We start from the raw sequence: 23067 nt of genomic DNA on the forward strand, positions 1-23067 counted from the left end.
GGCTGTCGAGAAAGTCTCGACAGCCTATTTTATGTTAATTTTGTTTAAGACGACACCGCGTTAATGTTGTATAATATAGGTAACTATTGTAGAACGGATGGTGTTGATATGCTACGCTCCAACTGCGAAAAACAACAATCCTACGAATTTGTTTCCATCGAAGATCTGGTTCCTCAAGATCACTTGCTCCGCAAAGTAGATAAGTATATCGATTTTTCGTTTATCGATGATAAAGTTCGACCACTGTATTGTGCAGACAACGGGCGTCCTGCCATTGATCCTACCGTATTGTTTAAAATGATCTTTCTCGGTTATTTCTATGGCATTCGCTCAGAACGGCAACTCGAGCGAGAAATTCAGACGAACCTAGCTTATCGTTGGTTTCTGGGGTTGGGCTTAACGGATAAAGTTCCGGACCATACGACGATTAGCTGGAATCGTCGCACTCGCTTTAAAGACACCACGATCTTTCAAGATATCTTCGATGAAATTGTGCTGCAGGCGATCTCTCACCGAATGGTGGGTGGGCGTGTTCTCGTCACCGATTCCACACACGTCAAAGCCAATGCTAACAGGCACCAGTACACCAAAGAACAAGTGTTGCAGAATACTAAAGACTATATGGACGAGCTGAACGAAGCGGTGAAGGATGACCGGAGAAACCACGGAAAAAAGCCTTAAAATCCCGAGAGGAAGTGAACGAAGAAAAAGAAATTAAAGTGAGCAAAACAGACCCGGACAGCGGCTATATGATCCGTGATGGCAAGCCCGAAGGCTTCTTCTATCTGGACCACCGCACGGTGGATATGAAGTACAATCTGATTACGGACGTGTATGTGACACCAGGGAATGTACATGATTCTGTCCCCTATTTGTCCCGTTTGGATCGCCAAAGAGAACGTTTTGGTTTTCAAGTAGAAGCTGTTGCACTAGATTCAGGTTATTTAACAACGCCGATTTGCCGAGGTTTGCAGAACCGAAAGATTTTTGCCGTGATTGCTCACCGAAGATTCCATCCCAGACAAGGACTGTTTCCGAAATGGAAGTTTGAATACGATGCCAAACGCAATGCGTATAGATGCCCAGCCCAACAGGAACTGCCCTACCGAACGACGGACCGTAAGGGATACCGGCAGTATGCCTCTGACCCAGCTCAGTGCCAGCATTGCCCACTGCTAAGTCAGTGTACCCAGTCTCGAAACCACCGCAAAGTGGTGACTCGGCATGTCTGGGAAGACAGCAAAGAGTGGGTACGGAGCAACCGGCTGAGCCCATCTGGTAAAAAGCTGTACCGCAAACGAAAAGAGACGATTGAGCGAAGCTTCGCGGATGCCAAAGAGCTCCATGGGTTTCGCTATTGCCGTTTGCGCGGTCTTCCAAACGTCAGGGAACAAGCCCTTATGACGGCAGCCGTGCAGAACATGAAGAAGATGGCGATCCACCTAGATCGCCTGGAGAAACAGGGGTAACCCCCCCTGCTTCTCCAGAGACCAGAGCATTATGATGTGAAAAAGAAACCCACGTCTCAAAATGACGGGGTTTCTCGACAATCTGAGCCCGTAAAATACGGGCTGTTTGGGTTGATATAATATCGTTTGCCATGACTGGCGAATTAAGCTTTAGGTACGGTTTCCCAGTCCTTCAGGAAGCGTTCGATACCACTGTCTGTCAGTGGGTGTTTCCACAGAGAAGGGAGCAAGGAACCTGGAATGGTGGCAATATGTGCACCAGACAGAGCAGCATCTTCTACATGCTTAATATTGCGGATGGATGCGGCGATGATTTCGGATTTCAGACCATGAATGTCCAAAATTTGTCTCAGTTCACGAATCAGCTTCATACCGTCAACAGCGATATCATCCAGACGTCCTACGAACGGGCTGATAAAAGTAGCGCCAGCTTTGGCTGCCATCAAACCTTGAGCCGCGGAGAAAATCAGTGTTACATTCGTTTTGATTCCGTTCTTGGTCAGCTCGTTACAAGCATACAAGCCATCTTCAGTCATAGGAAGCTTGATAACCACGTTCGGTGCCCACTTGGCGATATCATAAGCTTCTTTGAGCATATCTTCAGCCTTCAGACCAATAACCTCAGCACTTACGGGACCTTCAACGATACTGCAAATCTCCTGAATGACTTCCTTGAACACTCGACCTTCCTTAGCGATCAGTGAAGGGTTCGTTGTTACACCATCAACCAGACCCAAACGTTCAATACGTTTGATTTCTTCAATGTTACCAGTATCCAAGAAAAATTTCATTTGATTTCCTCCTCAGGTTTATATAATACATAATACATATCACATGCGATGTACAATAGTTCATTGATAAATGTAGCATATTGCACACGTTAAACTTATAATTAGTATGTATTACATTCTTAATTGTGACACATTTTAAATTTGAAAACAAGCGGTGTATGATTAAAATTTGATGAATTGTCGGAAGATGCTGAAATTTACCGATCTACGCTCTTTATAATGTATTCTACCCCACTCCATAAGGAGGTAATCATTATTCAACTGTCTGAAAGACAGCGGGAAATTGTTGATATTGTCCAGCGTCTGGCACCTGTTACGGGGGATAAAATTGCTGAAACACTGGGATTGACGCGTCCGACTCTCCGTTCTGACCTTGCTCTGCTCGTTATGCTCGGACTGGTGGATGCCAAGCCGAAGGTAGGCTACCTGCCAGGGCGTCATCCTAAATATGATAGTCATATCGGCAACATGCTCAAAAAGCTGACGGTGGCGGATATACTTAGTGATCCGATTTTGATTTCCGGTGACACTACCGCCTATGATGCGGTGCTGATGCTGTTTCAGCAAAATACAGGTACCCTGATGGTCACAGGAGAGGAGCAGGAGCTCATTGGAATTGTTACCCGCAAGGATTTGCTGAAGGTCATGCTGGGGCATACCGATCTTCACACCGTCCCGGTGACCATGGCAATGACGCGCCGGGCCCAAATGACGACGCTTGCTCCAGAAGACACTTTACTGGAAGCGATATCGAAACTGATTCGGCATCAGGTCAATTGTCTTCCAGTTTTGGACGAGCAATGTAGCTCCTCAACTCCAATTCGGGAGTTGGTAGGACGGGTTACGAAAACGGACATCATGAACGCCATTCTGAGCTTGACAGAAGATAAAACGTAAAACATAAATAAGGGGGCCTTGTATGTACTGGTTGGCCATGCTGACGATGCTGATTGACCATGTCGGACTTGTGTTTTTTCCGACGGATCCGGCTTGGAGAATTGCCGGCAGGCTTGCTTTTCCAATCTACGCGTACGCGCTGTATGCGGGATATACTCATACCCGAGACATGCAGAGCTATATGCTCCGTCTACTCGGACTGGCTCTGATTTCTCAGGTGCCCTATATGCTGGCGTTTGATGTGCTTAGACCGAACGTAATCTGGACGCTATTGACCTCGTTGCTTGCGTTGGCTGCTGCATCCCGCTTGAAGCATTGGACGGCTGTAACGTGCCTGTACGTCGTCTCAGCTCTGGTTATGGAGCTCAGCCAGATGGATTACGGAGCCTATGGACTGCTGTTGGTTCTGATTTATCGATACACCCGTTCATATATGATGATTGCAGCCCATTTTGTTTTGAACGTAGTGTATGACATGGTGCATCACGCGAATCTTCAGCACTTTAGTCTGCTGTCCAGTATTCTGATCGTATGTTTTGCAACTGGAGAAAGCGGATTTTATAGTCGGGTACCGCGTTGGTTGTGGCGTAGCTTTTACCCGGTACATCTGGCTGTTATCGCGGCAATTCGCATCTGGCCCTAATCTACATCTCATACATTAAAAGAACCTTTAAAACCACGACATAAAATGGTTTTAAAGGTTCTTTTTTATCCTTCAATAAGCTAGCCAACGTTTAGGATACCTTGTTGGGACCTTGAGCAAAAGGAAGTGGGCGAAGGGGAGCACCTTCCTTCATGTATTGCACCAATACTTCGGGAATATTGTGTATTCCACCTGCATTGACGCGATAGCCGTTCGTTTGCCCTGGCGAGTTAATCCCGCGTTTCACCGTAAACGTAACGTCAATACCCAAGGAACGGCAAATTTCCATCGTCTCCTTGGTATACCCACCATAAGGGAAGGCAAGTACATTCTGATCATTGTGTAGATGCTTGAACAGCTTCTTGTCAGCCATGTCCAAATCGGTAGAAACTCGCTGTTTGAACTCTTCCTCGGTTTCCATTCGCCCCAGCTTTTTCGAATACACTGGAGCCATCAGAAGCGGCTTTTGTTGGGTGCGCGCTGTGTTGGAGTATCCGTAAGCATGCTGGTCATTGGTATGATTGTAGAAATCAATGCCTTCAGCATGCATCTGATGAATTTGATCCCATGTCAGCTTTGGAATACCAATATGTTTGGGATTGCTGATCGTGGACGTGATGAGAAAATTGGTTGCCGGTACCTGGTACTTTTTCAACACAGGAAAAGTGTCCGTATAAAAGGACTCGTAGCCATCGTCGAATGTCATAAGTACCGCATTATCAGGAACCTTGGCTTTATGTAAAATAAAATCCGTATACTCTTTCATCGTGATCCAGTGGAAGCCGTTAGCTTTCATTTCGTCCAACTGCCTCGTTAAATTACTAAGCTTGAGAGCACCGGGATCAGGTGGAGTCTTGGTCACCTCATGATACATCAGGACAATTACTTTGTTTTGGTAATATACTTTATCTGGTGTAGGCGTCATTGAAAATAAATGGCGTACCAGTCGATCTGCATTAGCTGTGCGTGTACGATGAGCCCCTTTAACTGTAGGTGTGTGGTATATGCTACGTGCTTCATACACCAAAATTCCTAAAATAGCCAACAAACTTATGATTAGCAACGTTCTTTTAAAAAAAGTGTGTTTCATTGAATGACATCCCCCGCATGCAAAAAAATTCTGAAAGTATAGAGGTTTATACTAGATATGAAACTAGCAAAATCTAGTCTATCATACCGAAAACACGCGGGGGAAATATCACAACTTTGTTACCTCTGTGTAGCTTTTACAGATACCGGTGAAGAGGTCGGGAAGTAACCGATCTCGACGGCATGCTGGATCATGTTCCGAATAAAATTCAGGTCGGTTGCCGGGCATTGAACGCCAGCTTGTTCCAGCAGAGCTGTGGTTACAGAGCATCCGTAACGGTAAGCTGAATCCTTGGCTCCGTCACCTTCTAGTTGTCCCATAGCAAGGTGAAGTGCATCCTCCTGAATGCCGGAAGACGGATTTAGCAACCAGGCGCTGTAATCGTCAAAAGGCAGGGTTTCTACTGCGTAACCGAGTTGGTTTACCATAGCGATCAGTTCATCATATGGCAGTGGGTTCGGATTGCAGATATGGAAAATACGGTTTGCGCTTTTTTGATGAACAGACAGCTCTACGATAGCACGGCTGGCGTAATCAATCGGTGTGAAGTCCGTATGCCAATCGGCTTGTGGCGCTTTGCCCAGCAGCAGCATCGCCTTCATCATACGATAATAAGCATTGCTATCAATATTTCGCTGGAAGCGTCCGTTGGCCGAATGGGCTGTCAAATTACCCGCGCGATAGATCGAGACAGGCGTACCGGCCTGAGCTGCTTGGAACAACAGCTTCTCCGCCGCGAGTTTACTGTTCGTGTACAGATTGTCCACGTTCAATTCATCTGGGAAGGCAGAAAGCTCCAATGCCGACTCCCATTTTCCTTCGTTAGCAAGATCCTCCGGTATTCCCATAGTGGAGACATGATGGAAGGATACTCCCGGCTTGGCTTGGGCGATTTTCAGCAGTTCCAGTGTTCCGGTCACATTCGTGCGATCGAAGGCTGCCGAATCACCAAAATGGCGTACGTCAGCGGCGCTGTGAATAATGCCGTCGATTTGGTGCTCCAGCATATGGCGGTCGACAGAAGAGAGACCCAGATCAGCTTGCTCCAGATCCCCATAGACAGCCTTCACTCGTCCTTCGATCAAGCTGGAGATATCATGTCCAAAATATCCCGTCAATACGGACTGAATACGCTCGATACCAGATGGACCGTCCTGAGAAGGGCGTACCATCGCGTATACTTTGGCTTCTGTTCGTTGAAGTAGGTCATACAAAATGTGCGAGCCCAGATAGCCTGTAGCACCGGTCAACAAAATCACGCGCAAGTCGCGGACTTCAGCTAAGTCAGAAGCACCAGATAACTCAATAGGATGCTCATTCAAGTCCATTTTTTCTTGAGAAATCGCGAGTGGCTTGCGTTGCGGCATTTGTTCCGTACCTAATTGTTCCACGTATTCAGCAAGCTCACGAACGGTTTTGTAGCGGAAAAAATCTCCGATGCGCAGCGCGCCATAACGCGGCTTCAAAATAGCCAGCACATGGATGACACGAAGCGAATCGCCCCCGATCAGGAAGAAATCATCGGTAGCGCCAATGTTATTTTTACCAAGCACTTGAGTCCATGCTTCGGCAATGAGTGTTTCGGTTCCTTCTCGGAGAGGTTCCCCGCCAAATGAAAGATCAGACGCTTCCGGTAGTGGTCGCAGGGCCAGCTTTTTGCGATCGATCTTGCCAGTTGGTGAAATTGGCATAGCTTCCAAATGAACGACATGACTCGGTACAAAATAAGAAGGCAGCTTGCCCCCAATATAAGACTGAATAACGTCCTGTGGAATAGATTGTCCATCCGAAGTGGTGAAATAGCCAACTAGCATGTTCTGATCTGTGTGATCTTTGACGGCTACCACAGCGACGTCCTGAACACCTGGATGTTTGGAAAAATGGTCTTCAATTTCTCCGATTTCAATCCGATTTCCACGAATTTTGAGCTGCGAATCCTTGCGGCTTACGTATTCAATCGTACCGTCTGGCAGCAGCTTGGCGATATCACCCGAGCGGTACATTTTTTCACCCGGAACAAAAGGATTGTCCACGAACGATTGCGCTGTACGTTCTGGCTGATGGAGATAACCATGGGCCAATGCAGGAGTAGCAATACATACTTCACCCGGAATATTGACTGGGCAGAGCTTGTTATCATCGTTAACGATATACACTTTGTAATTGTAAATCGGCTTGCCGATCGGGATATTGACGACATGCTCAGGCACGGCACCACGGACCCGATGGGTCGTTGTCGCTACGGTGCATTCGGTCGGTCCGTATACGTTTACGATGTCGGTATCTGTACCGAACTTGCTTTGGAACGCTCGAACTTGGGAGCCGTACAGCGCTTCGCCTGCTACAGTAACAATCCGTACCTTAGCGAGTTTGCGATAGCCTTCGTCTGACAAGTACGTAGATAGCTGATTAAAGAATACAGTTGGCAAAATGGTAATAATCGTCGTGCCTGTACGTGCAATGGCTTCAGCGAATTCTTCAACAGATACACGCTCTTCAGAAGACAGCAAGTACAATTTTGCACCGTAAAACAAGGCTCCCATGGTATCCCAAACGGATGCATCAAAGCTGTAGGTTGCAAATTGGGTCAATACATCCTGAGGTGTAATGTCGCAATCGCGTTGCACGACAGCTCCTAGGTTAACAACACCGCGGTGAGCGATCAGGGCACCTTTCGGTTTGCCTGTAGAGCCGGATGTATAGATGACATAAGCTAGATCATCCGGACTTACACGAACGTTCGGATTGCTTGCAGCATAGCCTGCCAGCGGCCCGTTAATAGCTAAAATTTCTTTTACCGTTTCAATAGAACCGCACAGTTCAGTCGCTTGTTCCATAAGTGCGGAAGTTGTTAATACAAAAGGAGAACGCGTGTCTTCGACAATGTAGCTACTCCGGTCAGCGGGGTGGGCGGGATCAACAGGTACATATACGCCTCCGGCTTTTAGGATACCAAGCAGTGAAATAACGGTCTCTAAGCTCCGTTCCATGAAGATGGTCACGAATTCACCTTTGGTAAGACCTTTGGATAACAAGACACGTGCGACTTGGTTAGCGCGTTCGTTCAACTCACGGTACGTGTACTCTCCAGTGTGGGAAGCAATAGCCGAACGATCAGGGTATTGTGAAGCCGCCTCCTCAAACATTCCATGAATAGTTTGATGCTCAGGATATTTCACGACTGTATTATTTAAAGCTTCGTGAGCAGCTCGATCTGCATCCGATAATATATCAATTGAATTCACAGGTGCATGGCTGTTGGTTAGCGCGCCACGCAAAAGGGTTTCAAAGTATTCTGCGTATCGGACAACCGTTGTTTCCAGCAAGAGTGATTGATCATATCGTATCTGTATTTGATAAGCGCCATTGTGTTCACTGACAGCCCAATCCATAATACGGGATTCTACACCGCTGTCCGTAGGCAGATTTGTCGAAAATGAAGTATCGGCTTGTGGTTCCGCAAGGTATGCACTTGGCTCACGGAGCATCTCCTGAAATAAGTCTGCTAGTTCATGAAAAGTCGTTTCCTTTTCGACTGTCAGCGAAGCTGTAAGCAGACCAGTTTGTGGCACGAAAGTAGAAAAAGAAACTTCTTCTTCTGCGGAAAGGCGATATACCCATGCAGTATATGCTGATAAGAGCAACGCTTGTTTGTCTCCCGCAGTTTTTTGCTGATTTAATTGTTCCGAGATGGACGCTTCTAACTCTACTTGATAAGTAGAGGATGTATGCTTGCGTTGTATACGTGCATAATCCAAGGGAACTAGGAATGGGGAAGGGGTTGTCTGTGTACTGTTTTGTAGTAATGAAGCCATTACGCTAACCTCCTGAATGTATGATGTCTTAATATAAATGGTAAACTCAGTAAATGCCTCGCTCCCTTCAAATGCATGAACAGGAGGGAGGCATTACCGAATGAATGATTAACTATGAAATTAACTTTAAGTCGATAAATGGCTATTATGATTTGCTACGGTTGGTGTCTGCAATTTTGAAATAAGATGTAATTTCTTGAAGCTCTTCAGACATGGATGTCAATTTATGGGATGAATCAATAATCGAATCCAAAGAAGCTTTTTGTTCCTCCACCGTTTGCACAATGTGAACACTGTTATTGGCTGTTTTGGTTACAGTGGAAGAAAGATCGTCTGCTGTCGCTGTCATTTCCTGTGTACCCGCAGATATTTGCTCAGTAGCGCTGGATACTTCTTGGATTTGCCATGCTACATTTTTAGTTGCTTGAAGAATATCATTGAACAGCACGCCTGCTTGTCCAGCAACGACGATTCCGTTTTGAACTTCAACGTTTCCTTGCTCCATCGATTTCACAGCTTGTCCGATTTCATTTTGAATTTCTTCAATCAGTGATGTAATCTGTTTGGTTGCCTCCGCAGATTGTTCTGCCAGCTTACGTACTTCACTGGCAACGACGGCAAAGCCTTTACCTTCTTCACCAACGCGCGCAGCTTCAATAGAAGCGTTCAGAGCGAGCAGGTTGGTTTGACTGGAGATGCCTGAAATGGTACTGATGATATTGCCAATTTCCTGCGAACGACTGTCCAGCAACTTGATGATACGGGAAGTATTGGTTACTGTATCGGTAATCAAGTGCATTTGGGATGATACCTTACTTACAATCTCGTTGCCTTCGTTAGAGCGTTTCTCTACCGAATTGGCTTCTTCCGCAACATTGGAAGAACTCGTGGCAATATTTTGAATGACCGAAGCCATTTCAGCCATGGCACGTGCACTATCGCCTGTTGCTTTTTCCTGCGAACGGATATTCTCCGTGATTTCACTGATGTTTTGATTGATGATGTTGGAATTGATTCCGTTTTGTTCGCAGATTGCGAGTAATTCTTTGGCGGATTCATTGACTTCATCAGTTGTCTGCTTCACTTTAGTCATAATGCTGTTAATATGACTTACCATATCGTTGAAATTCTGATTTACGAGTCCCAAATCATCATGACCTGCATGAATTTGAACATCCAGATTTCCTCTGCTTACTTCGCTGATACCGTACATCAATTGCTTAATCGGGGACAGCGTACGTTTCACAACCCAATATTGAAGCGCCAGGCAGATCAGTAGGAAAATCACTAAAATGGTAGCGCCGCTAATGAGCAGCTTGGTCAATCCTGCAGGTACGGCACCGGCATCTGCATCGACTGCAAAATATGCAAAGATTTTGCCGCTTGGATCTTTAATCGGAGTCATCAAAGTCGTCCATGTACCAAAAGTATCATCGTAGAAGCTGGTGAATGTTGGTTTGCCACTGTCCAGCATACCGGTTACGCCTACTGCCACGACATTGGGTTGCTCATACATAGAGCCAACGAGCATCTTATCTTTTTCAAATGCTTCTCTGAGATCCGTTGGCATCGCCACAATAGATGTCAGATTGCCATTTTCGAGCTCCGTCCCGAAAATATAGGCATGAGAGATATTTGGATTCGTCGCCATGATGTTATCTAGGTACGCGCGGAGTTTGGTTTGAATGGGTCCATCATAATTTTTCTCTTGAACCGCTTGGGTTACTTCATCGGAATTAATGCCCTGGGCCCACTTCAATGTGATTTTTTCCACTTGCCCATGCAATTGGTCTATCAAAATCGTACGTTGGATCAAATAGCTGGACACAATAAGAACTAGCCCAATCAATACGATGTTGAAGAAGGATAATAATAGGTTTTTGGTGAAGAATGATAAGCTACTCCACTTTTTCAAAATGTTCCACTCCCTGGTTGTATTTTTTGTATATGGTGTTGAACCGCTTATCGAATGAGATAATCAAGTCCCCCTTACAAACAAAATAATCGAGATCATAGACCCTTGAATTTTATGTAATAGGTCTTAAGTCCTTTTACAGACAAGTATGATATCCCTATATATATGTCGTACGAAAAGCCCTTGAAATGAATACCTTACACAATAAAAAATTAATTTTAATAGGTAAACGCTGTCTGTGTTTCAGTATATTCCAATTTATACTTCAACTTGAGATTTGAATTCATTACAGTCCATAAGCAACTATTCAACAGAAACCATCATACTTTATAATAGAGTCAAATGCACTTATCAATTTGGGACATTTTTCATATTTAACGTTGTAAATGCTTGATTTATCGCGGTTTTTGTGAATTGTTTGCAAATGAGTCTTTATATCCATGCAAAGAGAAGAGGGATAAGAAGAATGTCCAAGCTTACGATTTTAAAGGTTGAGAGTAATCACGAGGATCTGCATAAGTTGATTCAAAGGCTGGATGAGGACTTGCTGGAAAGGTATCCTGCCGATGAAATTTACTTGGTTGATTTTTCCAATCCGAAAGTTAAAGAAATGTTTTTCGCTGTTGTGTATGTGGACGAAAAACCGGTGGCTTGTGGAGGGCTTAGGCCTATAGATGCGGAAGAAATGGAACTTAAAAGATTTTATGTCGATTCCTCTTATCGCAGACAAGGGATTGCGGTGAGCCTATTATCTTTTTTGGAAGAGGAAGCCAGCAAACGGGGAGTTGTAAGAATTAAACTGGAGACCGGAGCGGCTCAACCTGAAGCGATTGCTCTCTATACCAAGCGGGGATACGAACCTGTTGAACGATTTGGGGAGTATGAACACGATGAAAACAGCCTTTGTTATGGTAAAAAGCTGTCTCTATTAATATAAAGCGTTCTCTTATAAAATGGATGATGATCAATACTAGCCTATATAGCGGGAGAGATGATAATGAATTTAAAGCAAAAAGCGGCCGAAAAAGCAGTTGAGGCGATTCTGGACGGTATGAAAGTAGGACTTGGTACAGGCTCGACAGCCTTTTGGGCTATTCAAAAAATCGGTGAGCGTGTAGCGCAAGGATTACATATACAGGCTGTAGCTACATCCCAAGCCTCGGAGGATCAGGCCAGGGAGCTGGGAATTCCCATCATTCCGTTTGATCAGATTGGAAGGCTTGACGTTACCATCGACGGTGCAGATGAGGTGAATGAGCAGCTGGTGCTGGTGAAAGGTGGAGGCGGAGCCCTACTGAGAGAGAAAATTGTGGAAAGCAATAGCGACCGATTAATTATTATTGTCGATGAGTCCAAGGATGTGAAGGTGCTGGGTGCATTTCCTTTACCTGTTGAGGTCGTACCCTTTGCCAGTGAATGGACGTTGGAGGCCTTGCGGCAGACGGGCTGTAAAGCAGAGTGGCGTATGAAAGACGGCGAGCGCTACCTTACGGATAACGGTAATTATATTGCCGATTGTCGCTATGGTACGATTGAGAACCCGCAGGAGTTGGAAATCCGCTTGAACCAAATTCCGGGAGTAGTCGATAACGGACTGTTCATTAATATGGCGGACCAGGTGATTATCGCACGGGCCAATGGACAGATCGACGTCCGTAACAAGTAATGTCTAGGACCCGTCTGCTTCATCATGTGGCATTGGTGTTATTGATTTTATATACAGGACTTCTATTATATTGGATGTTTCTCGGTTTTGGTCGTACATTACGGCCAGGACCCCCGTATTCGTATAATATTGTGCCGTTTGATACGATCAGGCAATACTGGCGGGCAATGGAGTCGTTTCCTTTTCGGGTATGGGGTATTAATTTGCTCGGTAATATTGGCGTATTCATTCCCTTCGGTATCCTTGTGCCTATCATTTGGGTGTCCATGCGAAGTATAGGCAGTCTGTTGTTAACGATAGTGATCGCACTGGTCATTCTTGAGGTGTCCCAAATGCTGCTGGGCGCAGGTACAATGGATGTGGATGACATCATACTGAATGTTCTGGGAGTATTATGCGGCCGTATTGCCTACGTATTTTTACGTAAGAAGTTAGGGATTGCAATATAATCGTCCTGCTCTCTGGATCAGTGTGTTAAGACTGGCTGAGAGCGGGCTTTTTTTACATAATGAACTGTAATCTTCACATAATAGACGACAATTCCTCCATTTTTAGGCCGTAGGAGTAGGGGGAGGAACGCTTAAACTTGACAAAAGCGCACAATTAAGATATCTTTGAATAAAGATATGAGTAACGGAGGCTGTTAATATGTCTGTAAAACCAGATGATCAGGACCTAGCACTTAACTTGTTCGTTGTTCTGGCTCGTGCTTATAATTCGGTCACGTCTCGTACGAATCGGGACATTCATAGTCATGGATTAAATACAACAGAATTTGGTGTGCTTGATCTGCTGTATTATCGGGGGCCACAGCCTTTACAGAAAATTGGAGAAAAGGTACTAATCTCTAGTGGGAATATTACGTACGTGGTCGATAAACTTCAGAAGAAAAACTTGCTTACCCGTCGTGCTTCGCAAGATGATCGGCGTGTGATTTATGCAGAATTGACTGATGAGGGACGTCACTTCTTTGAGCAAATATTCCCGCAGCATCATCGTGTCATTATGGAGACCGTGGATGGCTTATCTGTGGAAGAGAAGGAGCAGGCTATTCATCTGTTAAAAAAGCTTGGACTAACGGCTGAGGGGCAGAAGAGTAACGGATCATAAATGGTGCATGTACAGGTTAAATCTGCTTTAGATAAAATACCGACTTTTCGGTATTTTATTTTTTTGCCGTATTATGGGGGAGTAGGGTTAATGTAGGGACGCAAATCAGGTATAATTGTCTAATAGTCACGTCCGGAACAAATCCCCAGTACCTGTTCCAAATACAAAACCTTGTCGGGGAAGGAGCTGTACATGAGTATACAGCAATATACCGCAGGTGAATCGCTATTGATGCAAGCAGGAGCTTTGGCTGAATTAGTTACCCATAAGCAATACGAATTACAGCCCGATCTTTTGCAGCGTTTTGGGGATAACGGTAAAATAAAGACAAAACAAGATTCCATATATAGTTTGAACTATTTGGCTGAAAGTGTAATCATGAACAGCCCTATTTTATTTACACAGTATGTTTCCTGGTTAAAAAAGCTTCTGGAGGGTTTCGGCATAACCCAAGAAGATTTGAGCATTAATTTCAGATTAATTCAGGAGACGTTGGTAAAGCACTTCGACCATACGGATAAAACCATGGTGCTGGAGCATCTGGATTTGGGGATACAGCAAATTGGAAAGAAAGAGGAGTATGCTTCTTTTATTACAGGTGATAATCCCTATGCTACTGACGTGGCTCAGTATTTGGAGTATTTACTCTCAGGTAATCGCAGACAGGCTTTGGATTGGATCGTTCGCTTGCTGGATGAGGGTATCTCTATTCAACATACTTATAAATATATTTTTCAAATTTCGCAATATGAAATAGGCCGTCTATGGCATGAAGGCAAAATCACCGTCGGTCAAGAGCATTTTTGCACTGCCGTGACTCAATTTATTATTTCCAGCCTGTACCCTAGATGGATGGGGAGTGGAAGTGAGGAACGCTGCCTAGTGGCGGCGTGTGTAGGCAGCGAGCAGCATGAAATTGGAGTGCGCATGCTGGCTGATATATTTGAAATGGATGGTTGGGATACGTATTATTTAGGCGCCAATGTACCTAACCGGAGTCTGCTTCAGGCCATTGTGAGTTACAAGGCGGATGTAGTAGCTATCTCAGCTACCATGGCTTACCATGTACATCTAGTGAAAGAGTTGATTGCTCTCATTCGGCAAGACCCAACGACTAGCCATGTGAAAATTATGGTCGGAGGCTTGCCTTTTAATCTCGATTCCCTCTTGTGGCAAGAAGTAGGGGCGGACGGATACGCACCAGGTGCGGAAGAAGCGCTGGAGGTTGCGGGTGACTTACTTTCGCTCAGGAAATAAGGTTGGTTTTGTGAACCTGTAAGTCATTTTGTAAAGGGGGCCTTTTAATATGAAGGAACCGACAGCAGAAATGGCTGTTCTGCGGAAAACGGTCGAACAATTAACGGATGAGATAGTGAAAAGCAAGGCTGAGGAAGAAAAGCTGCTGAATGAATTTTCAGCGATGAACAACGAGCTGGTTAATCTGCAGCGTCAGCTTGCCAAAAGCAATGCGGAATTATCACGGACGAAGGAAGAAGCGGTACGGGCTAATGACCTAAAGAGCACTTTTCTGGCTGTGGTTAGTCATGAATTCAGAACGCCAATGAACGGAATACTTGGAATGATCGAAATGTTAGGTTCATCCAAACTTTCCCCGGATCAACGGCAGGCCATCGGTGTGATACGTGAGTCAGCCTCCCTGTTATTGAACATGATTAATAATCTGCTTGATATATCCAAAGTGGAAGCAGGACAGATGGAACTGGAGATCGGAAACGTCAGAGTTCAGGCGATTATGAGCCATGTTGCTCAGTTGTTGGAGCCGCAAATCTATCAGATGGGTAACCGGTTGAGTATAGAGACCGATACCGGTGTGGCAGAGCATCTGGAGGGAGATTCGGCAAGGATCATGCAGATCTTGCTCAATCTGTTGAACAATGCGAATAAATTTACGAGTGAAGGATTGCTCATCATTCGAACAAAATTAGTGGAGGAAACAAAAGACTCCCAACGTGTTCGGTTTGAGGTGCAGGATTCGGGTATTGGGATTTCACCGGAGGATCAGAATAAGCTGTTTCAGCCTTATGTACAAGCCGGTGAAGGCAGCGCCTCCCAATATGGAGGAACGGGTCTAGGGCTATGGATATGCAGTTCATTTGTGGAACTCATGCAGGGAGAAATTGGGGTCGTCAGTACAGAAGGCCAAGGCTCCACGTTCTGGTTTGAAATTCCCCTCATGAAAGGATTGGAGCAGGCAGGCGAAATGGAGAAGCGTGAAAATGGTGATTTAAAGGTATTTAGCGAGTTGCTGCGTGAGCATAGTCATTCTCTAACTATTTTGGTGGCTGAGGATAATCGGGTAAATCGTCAGGTGGTGCAATTACAGCTTAACCATTTGGGATTCCAGCATATTGATTTTGCTGAGGATGGACAAGCTGCTGTAAAAGCGGCCTCCGAACGATCCTACGCTTGTATTCTAATGGATCATTACATGCCTCTGCTAAATGGTCATGATGCGGCAAAAGCGATCCGCCAGCGGGAAGCAGAAAACCAGCAACCACCTGTACCGATCATTTCTTTGACCGGGAATGTGTCTGAGGAGGATCAGGCACGGGGCCGGGAGGTTGGAGTGAACGATTACTTGATAAAGCCAGTAACGATTGAAAAGCTCTCTGAAAAGCTTGTCAAATGGCTTCCAAAGCCGGAAACCGAGCCGATTTTGGATAAGGAAGTTATACGTGAAATTATGCTGCTGGACGAGGATGGCAGCACGGCACTACTGGAGTCATTGGTCGAAATGTATACAAGTGATACACCTGCCAAAATCAATAAGTTAAGAGAACTGGCTGCTGTGGGCGAAGTCACAAAAGTAGTAGAGGCTGCTCATGAGTTGAAATCAGGCAGCGTGAGTCTGGGTGTCGGGCGTTTGTCCTCGTTGCTGTCGGATATTGAACAGCTTGCACGGGAGAACCGACTCGAGAATGCGAAAGCGAAGTTGTCTGCGCTCCAATCTGTCTATCAAGCAACGTGTTTAGAACTGGAACGCTATATTCACCAGTGCTAGACCGTTTTCCCCCCCCCTTATTAGACTTGCACGCGGAAGGAGAACGTAAGAGGCATATATGAAAGAACAGTTGCGTTCCATTCACCCGCTGGCCTGGACGATTATTGTCGGTACTATTTTCGGGCGGATGGCGACATCCATGAGTATCCCGTTTTTGTCAATTTACCTTACCACCCGTTTAGGAGTGTCCCCCTTTCATACGGGGGTGATCGTGTCGGTAAGCTCGTTGGTCGGCATTTTTGCCAGCTTTTACGGTGGATATATTTCAGATCGAATCGGACGGCGTAAGGTGATGTTGGTGTCCATTGCGAGCTGGGCGCTTGTATTCGTTGCTTTTGCGTTGGCGGAAGCGGCCTGGGCCTTTTTTGTCATTAATGCTCTAAATGGACTGTGCAGGTCCTTGTTCGAGCCAACCTCGCGGGCGCTGTTATCAGATGTAACCCCCAAGGAGAAAAGACTGCTTATCTATAATATGAGATATGCGGCCATTAATGTTGGGGTAGTGGCAGGGCCGTTGCTTGGTTTGATGTTAGGATCTGCATCCAATGGTACGCCGTTCATGGTAGCTGCTGGTGTGTACGCACTATACGGAGTACTGTTGTTGATCCAATTTGCCCGTTATGCATCGGATCTGCATATAGGTACAACGGCGAGAGAGGCTCCACTGCGAATGGCTGAGGCATTCCGTACAGCCAGCCGTGATCCGGTGTTTATGCCGATTTTGCTGGGAACGGTATTTTGTGTGATGGGCTATGCGCATTCCAATTCCACAATGCCTCAATTCTTGTCCTTATCCTTCGCGGAAGGAACTCGATGGTTTACATATATGCTGACGGTCAACGCGGTTTGTGTATTGGCATTTCAATATCCGCTGGTGCGGCTGGCAAGCCGATTTTCCCCGGTGAATTCTCTGATTGCAGGGAATATATGTATTGCGGTCAGCCTGTTGCTGTGCGGTATGCTAAACTCAGGCTGGATGTTTATACTGGATATGGTGCTATTTACGGTTGGTGAAGTGTTATTGTTCACGATGCTGGACGTATTGATTGACCAAATTGCAGATGCTCAATATAAAGGGACCTACTTCGGTACAATCGGATTTAATAATTTGGGAAGCGTGCTGGCTCCTTTATTTGGTGGCTGGTTGCTGGATATCTATGGTCAAACGGCGCCGCTTGTTGTTTTTGTTCCGGTTGCCCTGTCGGTTGTGATTGGTATTCCGTTCCTTCTGGTCGCACGCCGCCGCCTGGTGCAGCGTACAGCACGGATCGCGGCTCAAGGAGGAGAATCGGTGCAGCAACTGTCATCATAAAAAGGGAGTTGAGTGCAGGATGAAGGCGGAAGAAGATGTGCTACGAGTCATACAATATATGAATGATCCGCAGGTACTGGAAGACTTGCGCTATGTGCGAGAGCTGAAGTTGCCGCAAGGATGTATTGCCGCAGGCTATGTACGTAACCGCGTTTGGGATAAGCTCCATGGCTATACAACGGCTACACCTTTAAACGATATAGATGTTATCTATTTTGACCCGAAAAACACGCTAGAGGAACGAGATGAGTATCTAGAGTTGTCCTTGAACCGTAAGCAGGCCGGACGTAACTGGTCTGTCAAAAATCAGGCTCGGATGCATTTTCGCAACGGGGAGGCTCCTTATTCCTCGGTAGAGGATGCGATGAGCCGCTGGCCAGAGACGGCAACGGCGGTGGCGGTTAGATTGAATGACAAGGATCAAATAGAGGTTATTTGTCCGCATGGATTGGAAGATCTGCTGGATATGCGGGTACGGCAAAGCCCTTTGTTTCGTCACACAACGGCTTTTCGGCAGCGTGTATTTGAGAAGCAATGGCTTGATAACTGGCCGTTGCTTATTATGGAGAATTAGAGTGAAATCCTAATTTTAGGATATTAAGGAGAGACGACAAACAATGTTTAAAAATATAAAAATAGATTCAGATCGTGAGGAAGTTCTGGAGCTGTTAACCTACGCCGTGCTGGATCATCCTGAACGCGGAGAAACAGCTTTACGTACCTATCAAGGCTCGGATGACTGGAAGCTGTTCGGTGTAGAAGATGAAGGACTTATTGTAGGTATTGTCGGCTTTGAGGACCAGGAGGATGGAACAACTGTAATTCGCCATCTGGCCGTGTTGCCTGAAAACCGTCATAGAGGATATGCCAGAGGTATGCTACTTACGCTCATTCAGGAGCGTAATCCAAAACGGCTTACTGTGGACACGGATGCGGAGGGGGCAGATTTTTTCCGCAAAGTGGGCTTTGCCGTGTATGGATCAGAGGATTTGCCGGATGGTGGGCAATTCCATTGTGTATATGAAATAGACGAAGAATAAGCGAATCTCCGGGTCCCGCGTCCCTCTTTCTACATAAGATATGTTATGCAGAAAGAGGGAGGTGGGTTTCATTGGCGTACCACTACACAGCGATTGGAGATTCTTTAACAACAGGTGCAGGGACGTTGCTGAGCGGCGGATTTGTACCTATCTATCGGCGAATGGCAGAAAGACATCTGCGTACGCCAGTCAGTTACGAGAATCTGGGAATTAACGGGCTGACATCGCAGGAGTTGCTGTCCATGGTCCGCAACAATCCACTTTTTCGGTCGGCGATCAGCCGGGCTGAACTTATAACGGTAACGATCGGCGGGAATGATCTGCGCCCATACATCAGCGCCCTTGCTGGAGAGTCCGGCTTGTCGGGTTCTTCCATTCCACAAGCGTTGAATCACACAAAAGAACATGTACGCCAAATTGTACATGCCCTGTATCAGATAAAGTCCGGTCAGCGTGAGCCATTTATCATTCGAATGGTGGGATTATATAATCCTTTTCCAGAAGTAAGGGAGGCGGGAGTATATGTGCGTCAGTACAACTCGTTTCTCTATACATTAGGCGGACCGAATTACCGGGTGGCGAATATTTATCCCGCATTTGAGGGCTATGAACGGGCACTACTTTCGTTAGACCGGGTGCATCCGAACAGTCGTGGTTATCGCGTGATTGCGGAAGAGTTGAATCGGCTTGGTTATGCGCCATTAAGGCGAGCGTGAGAGGATGCTTTGGATCAGACAAAGTATATTAAAGAAAGAGGTTCATGATGACAGTAGAAACTGACCATTATGAACCTCTTTGTTTGCGTTAGTAGGCGCTGTTTAGCCGATTGATTTACGAAATAAGCTACGCGCAGCCCACTTGCGCTCACTTCGTTTGCGGTATTTGGGTAGAGAGCGATAGACGGCAATGGACTGGTTAAAGGCTATAGTGGCTTCATCCTTGCGTCCCAGCATACGGTACATCAAGCCTGTCAGATAATAACCCTCGCTGGAAGAAGACTGAATCTCCTGAAATTGCTGCAGATAATGAAGCGACTTATTGACGTCACGTTCCTTGAAAGCAGCGGCTAAATGCAAATAAGGCTCACCGTACTGTACCCGCGGGTTAATATCCAGTGCTTTTAGTAAATGTTGTTCTCCATCCTCCAGATGGTTTGTATGTACTTCAGCCGTTCCCCGTGCGTTCCAATAGTCTGCTGAGTCTTCATAACGGGATTGAATTTCCAATAAGAGCTCCAAAGCCTGCGGATATTTCTTGCTTTCGATCCAGATACGAGCCAAATCGAACCTAGCAGCCACATCGTTGGTGTTTAGCGCAATCTGTTGGCGCAATCGAGCGGCATTGCGTCTTCTTTTCCATGGTTTGCTGATGCTGGGCAATACACCGACAAAGCTACGATCCAATATATAGATCACGATTAAGAGTACGAGCAGTGCCAGAAACGGGTTGCCGAGCAAACTCCATAGTAGAGAGAAAATTAAAAATTTCCCAATCATTTTTCTCCAATCCTCCTGTGCATGTAACAATCCATACTTTCCACATTATAGCATAAGGCCGCTTTAAGGGGCATTAGCCTGATGAGATTTCGAAGGATGGTAGAGGGGGTGAGAAGAAAAACACTTATTTGTGATGCTCGGTGTATAGTTTTACGAGAAAAGGAACCTTTTTTTATTCCCGCCAAAAGGTTGAACAGTCTGCCTTATCCAAAATATTAAACTCGATCATTTTCTCAAGTAATGAGAAATCAACTGGACTATCCCACTGGATACGTACCAACTGCTTGGTGTGATCATAGCCAGCCTGCACAATTAACTCAGAAAAATGATTAATCCCTGCCTTTTCAGGGGCAACGGCCAAATGATGTTTGGCTACGCTAAAGCCAATAATAAATGTGCTGTGATCCGTAAACATAGGCTGATTCCACGCAATTTTTGGCATTAAATTTGGAAATTTCTTGGTTACCCAAGCCAATACTTCTTGCGTTCGAGCCCGATGTTGGGGGTTATCAATATGCGCTAAATATTCTGCAAAAGCTTCCATGTTGTTCCCTCCTTAATTAAAAATTGTATCGTTCAGAGAAGTTCCTCGAACCTATTTGTCGTTAAAACTCCTCATAGAATGGCTCAGACACGTTCTTAACAACACCTATTTCCAACGATATATATTTTCAAACTAGATAGTCAAAATGGTTTACTATCAATTTATCGCAGCAACATGCTTCCCAAGATGTAAACAATACCTTTTATGTCCTGTTATATTCCTCAGAAAGAATAGAGTACAAATATGAATCGTGAAATTCGCCTTTGTAGTACCAGTGTTCTCGCATTATACCTTCACGTTGCATTCCGATCTGTTGCATAATCTTCTCAGAAGCCTTATTTTCTGGACGACATGTTGCATAAATACGATGGACATCAAGTGTGCTAAATCCAAAGCCTAGCAGGGCTCGTGCCGCTTCTGTTGCATAACCCTTTCCTTGATAATCTGGGTTTAGAATATAGCCCATTTCTGCATTAGTATCTTTGACATGAATACCAACACCGCCGATCAGGATTCCAGTGTTTTTCAGACATATGGCTAGTTCGTAGTCTTGTCGTGGCATTTCCTGCTGTGAGGCTAGAACTTGTTCTATATATGCCTTTGTATCTTCTTCTGTATTGGGTCCCCATGCTGTGTGCCTAGTAACTTCAGGCAATGACGTGTAGGTATGTATACTTCCCCAATCGGATGTACAAATATCACGAATGATGAGCCGTTTTGTCTCAAATTGCATAACGATTCCTCCTGTCTATAATTAGCATACATATTCGTGTTTTTTGCACATTCTATTAATCCTATTTAAGCAGATCTGATGGGGAAGATCCAAGATTTTGAGAGAAAGTGCTAGAGAAGAGGATCGAATTACGTGTTGAACAATGGGAACGAATCAATACCTTTTGCCACCTGAACGCAAACCGCAAGGGAGGCGTCCGGCAAAAATGCAAACAGAAAATATTGAATGTGGTACTGGAATAGCCCGCTATTATTAGCCATCCAGTTTGTCTTAAAACAGCCTGCGGGCTGTTACGAAACGATTCTGCCATTTACCATCAAGCGTGTCAAAATGAACGCCACGTTCTTTGGAGAATGTATGCAACAATTTGTTGTTCCCTGCATAAATAGCCACATGGCCGATCTCCAGGCCGCGTGCGCTGAAGAACAGCAGGTCGCCTTTACGTAGCTCGTTTAGCCCGACCTTCTGGCCTTCTTTAGCCTGATCGTAAGAGACACGGGGGAGGTCGATGGAGAGCGTATGTCGGAACACTTCCCCCACAAAAGAAGAACAATCAAAGGTCGATGTCTGGCCGCTTGCTGCGCCGAATTCATAAGGAGTACCAAGGAATTTCTCTCCGTAGGCGATGAGTTCATCTCCCTGCCGTTCCACCAGGGATGAGCTGGTATAATCGCTGTATTTGGGTTTAGCCGATATGTATCCGGTCAGGTTGTCTTTAGTGCGCACTTCCAGCCAGAGGGCATTGATCTCACGGATGACATGAACCTTTTCGTTGGCTGGAATAAGCCGCAGGGAAGGGGAAGCTCCCGACGAATCCGGTTTGCTGCGCAGGTTGACTCCCGAAAGAACCGTTGTAAAAAAATCGTTACTGGAGACAATCCGAATCGCTCGGGTCAGGGCATCCCACTTCACTGTGCTCCCAAGTGCCTCGCTCACAAAACGTAGTGGAATCATTGTGTTGCCCTCAACAATTTGTCCAGGAACATTCAGGGACAGCGTTTTGCCGTTTAAGGTGGCAGCAAGTTCCCCCATACGGTAGGTCAGCACCGCTTCATTTTTGGTAGCTGTTACGGTTTTGCTGGATGCGTTCCAGGAAAGCTCGGCTCCTTGTGCCTCAAACAACTGGCGCATCGGGACGAGCGCTGTTCCTTCTAGCAGCAGCGGCTGGGCAGCAAGCTGAAGTGGGCGGTCATCTACATAAACGGTCGTCACCGGAGTCAGCGGTACCGACTTCGCATACGACGGGTTTGCTTGGAGCAGTGATACTGCTAGCAGAGCTAGCAATGCTTTCTTGTTGATTGTCATGCTGTCATCACCTCATTGTGAATATGTTCATCTAAGTTGTACGAGGCTTCCTCCGATTAGTTGTGTACCAAATATTGGACTGATTCGAAAAACGTAAACAAACAAAAATAAAACCAATAAATATCTGTGTTTAATTGTTGACACCAAAATAAAATAAAGATAACATTATATATGTGAAATATTTCACTTTTGAGAAATACCCTTATATTTAGCGAGGCA

The 23067-nt window shown here is 45.6% G+C and carries 21 protein-coding genes; 13 read left to right on the top strand and 8 right to left on the bottom strand.

The window, feature by feature from the left end; all coding sequences use genetic code 11:
• Positions 1–108 precede the first annotated feature (108 nt).
• A protein-coding gene (locus tag MLD56_RS09475; RefSeq protein ID WP_241113301.1) for an IS1182 family transposase occupies positions 109–1469 on the top strand; the annotation gives its coding sequence in 2 pieces (ribosomal slippage) (positions 109–679 and positions 679–1469; 1362 coding nt in all).
• Between the two features lie 143 nt (positions 1470–1612).
• On the opposite strand, the gene fsa is transcribed toward MLD56_RS09475, so the two are convergent.
• A complete protein-coding gene (gene fsa, locus MLD56_RS09480) occupies positions 1613–2260 on the bottom strand; it encodes a fructose-6-phosphate aldolase (RefSeq protein ID WP_013309811.1) in 648 nt (215 codons plus the stop codon).
• A 177-nt stretch (positions 2261–2437) separates the two neighbouring features.
• Here fsa and MLD56_RS09485 point away from each other — a divergent pair, with 177 nt between their 5' ends.
• A complete protein-coding gene (locus tag MLD56_RS09485; protein ID WP_238437778.1) occupies positions 2438–3157 on the top strand; it encodes a CBS domain-containing protein in 720 nt (239 codons plus the stop codon).
• A gap of 22 nt (positions 3158–3179) precedes the next feature.
• Positions 3180–3800, top strand: a complete 621-nt coding sequence (locus MLD56_RS09490) for a TraX family protein (protein WP_029514773.1) — start codon at positions 3180–3182, stop codon at positions 3798–3800.
• A gap of 91 nt (positions 3801–3891) precedes the next feature.
• Here the strand turns inward: MLD56_RS09490 and MLD56_RS09495 are convergent, their stop codons facing one another.
• The 3 genes from MLD56_RS09495 to MLD56_RS09505 all read right to left on the bottom strand — a co-directional run bounded on the left by MLD56_RS09495 (position 3892) and on the right by MLD56_RS09505 (position 10620).
• Positions 3892–4890, bottom strand: coding sequence for a polysaccharide deacetylase family protein (locus MLD56_RS09495; protein ID WP_029514772.1), 999 nt, complete (start codon positions 4888–4890; stop codon positions 3892–3894).
• A gap of 119 nt (positions 4891–5009) precedes the next feature.
• A complete protein-coding gene (locus MLD56_RS09500; RefSeq protein ID WP_029514771.1) occupies positions 5010–8705 on the bottom strand; it encodes a non-ribosomal peptide synthetase family protein in 3696 nt (1231 codons plus the stop codon).
• Between the two features lie 145 nt (positions 8706–8850).
• Positions 8851–10620 (bottom strand): methyl-accepting chemotaxis protein, encoded by a 1770-nt coding sequence (locus MLD56_RS09505; RefSeq protein WP_029514770.1) that lies wholly within the window; start codon positions 10618–10620, stop codon positions 8851–8853.
• 466 nt (positions 10621–11086) lie between these two features.
• On the opposite strand from MLD56_RS09505, the gene MLD56_RS09510 reads away from it, so the two are divergent.
• The 10 genes from MLD56_RS09510 (at position 11087) to MLD56_RS09555 (ending at position 19486) form a co-directional block, all read left to right on the top strand.
• On the top strand, positions 11087–11557 hold the full coding sequence (locus MLD56_RS09510) for a GNAT family N-acetyltransferase (RefSeq protein ID WP_029514769.1): 471 nt from the start codon (positions 11087–11089) through the stop codon (positions 11555–11557).
• Positions 11558–11617: 60 nt separating this feature from the next.
• Positions 11618–12286 (top strand): ribose-5-phosphate isomerase RpiA, encoded by a 669-nt coding sequence (rpiA, locus tag MLD56_RS09515; protein ID WP_029514768.1) that lies wholly within the window; start codon positions 11618–11620, stop codon positions 12284–12286.
• On the top strand, positions 12286–12735 hold the full coding sequence (locus MLD56_RS09520) for a VanZ family protein (protein WP_029514767.1): 450 nt from the start codon (positions 12286–12288) through the stop codon (positions 12733–12735). The genes rpiA and MLD56_RS09520 overlap by 1 nt, the downstream gene beginning before the upstream one ends.
• 199 nt (positions 12736–12934) lie before the next feature.
• The gene (locus tag MLD56_RS09525; RefSeq protein ID WP_029514766.1) at positions 12935–13396 is read left to right on the top strand and encodes a MarR family winged helix-turn-helix transcriptional regulator; all 462 of its coding nucleotides are present in this window, start codon (positions 12935–12937) and stop codon (positions 13394–13396) included.
• Between the two features lie 192 nt (positions 13397–13588).
• The gene (locus tag MLD56_RS09530; RefSeq protein ID WP_029514765.1) at positions 13589–14653 is read left to right on the top strand and encodes a cobalamin B12-binding domain-containing protein; all 1065 of its coding nucleotides are present in this window, start codon (positions 13589–13591) and stop codon (positions 14651–14653) included.
• Positions 14654–14702: 49 nt separating this feature from the next.
• Positions 14703–16418, top strand: coding sequence for an ATP-binding protein (locus tag MLD56_RS09535; RefSeq protein ID WP_029514764.1), 1716 nt, complete (start codon positions 14703–14705; stop codon positions 16416–16418).
• Between the two features lie 58 nt (positions 16419–16476).
• Positions 16477–17730: an MDR family MFS transporter gene (locus MLD56_RS09540; RefSeq protein WP_029514763.1), complete on the top strand. Its 1254-nt coding sequence runs from the start codon at positions 16477–16479 to the stop codon at positions 17728–17730.
• Positions 17731–17749: 19 nt separating this feature from the next.
• Positions 17750–18304: a nucleotidyltransferase family protein gene (locus tag MLD56_RS09545; protein ID WP_029514762.1), complete on the top strand. Its 555-nt coding sequence runs from the start codon at positions 17750–17752 to the stop codon at positions 18302–18304.
• A gap of 43 nt (positions 18305–18347) precedes the next feature.
• A complete protein-coding gene (locus MLD56_RS09550; RefSeq protein ID WP_029514761.1) occupies positions 18348–18770 on the top strand; it encodes a GNAT family N-acetyltransferase in 423 nt (140 codons plus the stop codon).
• Between the two features lie 71 nt (positions 18771–18841).
• Complete coding sequence (locus MLD56_RS09555) at positions 18842–19486, top strand: GDSL-type esterase/lipase family protein (protein WP_241113500.1); 645 nt, start codon at positions 18842–18844, stop codon at positions 19484–19486.
• Between the two features lie 102 nt (positions 19487–19588).
• Here the strand turns inward: MLD56_RS09555 and MLD56_RS09560 are convergent, their stop codons facing one another.
• The 4 genes from MLD56_RS09560 to MLD56_RS09575 all read right to left on the bottom strand — a co-directional run bounded on the left by MLD56_RS09560 (position 19589) and on the right by MLD56_RS09575 (position 22848).
• Positions 19589–20266, bottom strand: a complete 678-nt coding sequence (locus MLD56_RS09560) for a tetratricopeptide repeat protein (protein WP_029514758.1) — start codon at positions 20264–20266, stop codon at positions 19589–19591.
• 172 nt (positions 20267–20438) lie between these two features.
• Positions 20439–20810 carry an iron chaperone gene (locus MLD56_RS09565; RefSeq protein WP_029514757.1) on the bottom strand — a complete coding sequence of 124 codons (372 nt, stop codon included), beginning with the start codon at positions 20808–20810 and terminating at the stop codon, positions 20439–20441.
• Between the two features lie 202 nt (positions 20811–21012).
• Positions 21013–21543 (bottom strand): GNAT family N-acetyltransferase, encoded by a 531-nt coding sequence (locus tag MLD56_RS09570; RefSeq protein WP_029514756.1) that lies wholly within the window; start codon positions 21541–21543, stop codon positions 21013–21015.
• Positions 21544–21813: 270 nt separating this feature from the next.
• Positions 21814–22848, bottom strand: coding sequence for a C40 family peptidase (locus MLD56_RS09575; RefSeq protein ID WP_029514755.1), 1035 nt, complete (start codon positions 22846–22848; stop codon positions 21814–21816).
• Between the last annotated feature and the right edge of the window lie 219 nt (positions 22849–23067).

Source organism: Paenibacillus peoriae (assembly GCF_022531965.1).
Classification (GTDB): domain Bacteria; phylum Bacillota; class Bacilli; order Paenibacillales; family Paenibacillaceae; genus Paenibacillus; species Paenibacillus polymyxa_D.